Raw genomic sequence first — 3,062 nt, forward strand, 5'->3', positions numbered from 1 at the left:
AGGCTCTTGTGTTTTTAAGTCCGCGTCTAGTGGGTTTGTTTTTGGCCCCCGGGGGGGGGCCTCTCGGGCGGCCCCCCCCCCCCGGCCGCCCCGGGGGGGGGCCCCCAGGACGGATGACTTCCATGGCCAGGGGTATGGTCCGTGCATCATTTCAAGATCTGGTGGAAGGAAACGTGTGGAAGCCAACACTCGTAGCACAGGGCGTCTGCCGGCTGCCTTCCTGACGCCCGGCTCCTCGTCGTTCATGGACTTCCTGGGCGACCACTCGCCCGAGCTGCTTCCGGGGAACCGTCCGCTGCCCCCGGTGCAGGGCGCCATCGAGGCCCCCCACGGCACCACCATCGTGGCGGTGACCTTCTCCGGCGGTGTGGTGCTCGCCGGTGACCGCCGCGCCACCATGGGCAATGTCATCGCGCAGCGTGATATCGAGAAGGTCTTCCCCGCCGATGAGTTCTCGGCGGTCGGGATCGCGGGGACCGCCGGTATCGCGGTGGAGATGGTCAAGCTCTTCCAGCTGGAGCTGGAGCACTTCGAGAAGGTCGAGGGCACCGTGCTCTCGCTCGAGGGCAAGGCGAACAGGCTGTCGACCATGATCCGCGGCAACCTCGGCATGGCGATGCAGGGCCTTGCCGTGGTCCCGCTCTTCGCGGGGTGGGACGTCGACCGGGAGAAGGGCCGCATCTTCTCCTACGACGTGACCGGAGGGCGTTCGGAGGAGCGCGGCTTCGCCGCCACCGGCTCGGGCTCGATGTTCGCCCGGGGCGCGCTCAAGAAGCTCTATCGCGAGGATTCGACCGAGGAGCAGGCCGCCACGGCCGTGCTCCAGGCGCTTTATGACGCCGCCGACGACGATTCGGCCACCGGAGGGCCGGATCTCGCCCGCCGCATTTATCCGATCATCACCTCCCTCACCGAGGACGGTTTCAAGAGGTTCGGCGAGGACGAGGTGTCCGAACTCGCCCGCGCCATCCATGAACGGCGCCTCGAAGAGCCGGACGGCCCCCGCGCCGCCCTGCTCTGATCGGGACGGTCCTACCGGAATGCATTCGCCAATGACAGAAGGGACGGACAGCCGGTGACGACGCCGTTCTATGTTTCTCCTCAGCAGGCCATGGCCGACCGAGCGGAATACGCCCGTAAGGGCATCGCGCGCGGCCGCAGCGTGGTCGTGCTGCAGTACGCCGACGGCATCGTCTTCGTTGCGGAGAACCCGTCCCGCGCGCTGCATAAGGTCAGTGAGATCTATGACCGGATCGCCTTCGCGGCGGTCGGTAAGTACAACGAATTCGAGAATCTGCGCATCGGCGGTGTCCGTTACGCCGATCTGCGTGGCTATACCTATGACCGCGAGGATGTCACGGCCCGCGGGCTGGCGAACGTCTACGCCCAGACCCTGGGCACGATCTTCTCCAGCGCCGCCGAGAAGCCGTACGAGGTCGAGCTGATCGTCGCCGAGGTCGGGGAGGGCCCCGAGGACGACCAGATCTACCGGCTTCCGCACGACGGCTCCATCGTGGACGAGCACGGCTCGGTCGCCGTCGGTGGTAACGCCGACCAGATCAGCAGCTACCTCGACCAGCGCCACCGGGACGGCATGACCCTTGCCGAGGCCCTCAAGCTGGCCGTCGACTCGCTCTCCCGTGACAACAACGGTGGGGAGCGCAGCCTCACCGCCGAGCAGCTCGAGGTCGCGGTCCTGGACCGCAACCGCCCCCAGAAGCGCAAGTTCAAGCGCGTCCTGGGCGGCCAGCTCTCCCGGCTCCTGGAGTCCGGGGAGGGCGAGACCGACGCGGAGACGTCGGCCGAGTCCTCGGAGGAGTCCTCCTCGGAGTCCGAGGACTGACCCACCCATTTCTCTCATCGCCACCGCCGCCCCGGCCCACCGGGGCGGCGGTGGGCGTTATGGGGTCCGGGCCCGGGTCAGGACCGTGGGGGAGGGGCCGTGGAGCCTCGGGGGAGCAGGTCGACGGGGAGCACGGTGTCCTGGGGTGTCTCGCCGTCCAGGAGCGTTATCAGGGCCCGCATACCGGCCGCGCCCACCGCCTCCGCCGAGAGCCGGACCGTGGTCAGCTCCGGCTCCACCGCCGTGGCCAGGGCCAGATCGTCGAAGCCGGTCACCGAGATGTCGTCCGGGATCCGCAAGCCCAGTCGCCGGGCCGCCTTGCAGGCACCCGCGGCAAGGATGTCGTCGTCACAGACCAGCGCGGTCGGCCGGGGCCCGGGGCGGGCCAGGACGCGCTCGGCGGCCCGGCGGCCCTCCTCGACGCTCAGCCCCGCCGGTTCGGCGCTCAGCGCGGCGCCCGGGACCCCGTCCACCGCCTCCGCCAGGGCCCCGGCGCGGACCCGGAAGGTCCAGGAGTCCACCGCCGCCGCGAGATGGGCCACCCGGCGGTGCCCGAGCCCCAGCAGATGCTCCGCCACCTGCCGCGCCCCGTCCGCGATGTCGAGGTTGACCGTGGCCGCCGCGGCCGGGTCGCCCGGGTCGCTGTCGAGCATCACCAGCGGCAGTCCGCCGCCGCGCACCGCGACCAGCGCGTCGGCCGCCATGGAGGAGGCGATCACCCCGTCCAGCGAGGCGCGCGCCGAGTCGAACGGGTCCCGGGCCGGGCCCACGCCCTCGGGGGACGGATAGAGCACCACGCCGAAGCCGTGGTCGGCGGCGACCCGCTCGGCGCCGGTGTAGACGCGGGCGAAGAACTCGGTCGTCAGCGCGGGCACCACCAGCAGCACGGTCCGGGTGCGGCCCAGCCGGAGGCTGCGGGCCGCGAGGTTGGGGCGGTAGCCGAGATCCCGCGCGGCGGCGCGCACGGTCTCCACGGTGCGCTCGGAGACCCGTCCGGGCCACTTCTCCCCGAGCACCAGGGACACGGTCGCCTGGGACACGCCCGCCGCGCGCGCCACATCCCGGCTCGTCGCCCGTCCCGCCGCCGGCCGCCCCGCGGCCGCTCCGCCGCCGCCCGGAGCCGTCCCGCTGCCGCCCGGCACGGCTCCACCGCCCGGCACGGCTCCACCGCCCGGAGCGGCTCCACCGCCCGGAGCGGCTCCACCGCCCGGAGCGGCTC

The 3,062-nt window shown here is 71.8% G+C and carries 3 protein-coding genes; 2 read left to right on the plus strand and 1 reads right to left on the minus strand.

Annotation, left to right across the window (positions count from 1 at the left end; all coding sequences use genetic code 11):
• Positions 1-175: 175 nt before the first annotated feature.
• The gene (gene prcB, locus ACFXB5_RS45865; RefSeq protein ID WP_385219924.1) at positions 176-1,021 is read left to right on the plus strand and encodes a proteasome subunit beta; all 846 of its coding nucleotides are present in this window, start codon (positions 176-178) and stop codon (positions 1,019-1,021) included.
• A 54-nt stretch (positions 1,022-1,075) separates the two neighbouring features.
• Positions 1,076-1,843, plus strand: a complete 768-nt coding sequence (prcA, locus tag ACFXB5_RS45870; RefSeq protein ID WP_385219926.1) for a proteasome subunit alpha — start codon at positions 1,076-1,078, stop codon at positions 1,841-1,843.
• A gap of 77 nt (positions 1,844-1,920) precedes the next feature.
• Here the strand turns inward: prcA and ACFXB5_RS45875 are convergent, their stop codons facing one another.
• Positions 1,921-2,901 (minus strand): LacI family DNA-binding transcriptional regulator, encoded by a 981-nt coding sequence (locus ACFXB5_RS45875; RefSeq protein ID WP_385219928.1) that lies wholly within the window; start codon positions 2,899-2,901, stop codon positions 1,921-1,923.
• Between the last annotated feature and the right edge of the window lie 161 nt (positions 2,902-3,062).

It is taken from the genome of Streptomyces sp. NPDC059455 (assembly GCF_042750115.1).
Taxonomy (GTDB): Bacteria; Actinomycetota; Actinomycetes; order Streptomycetales; family Streptomycetaceae; genus Streptomyces; species Streptomyces endocoffeicus.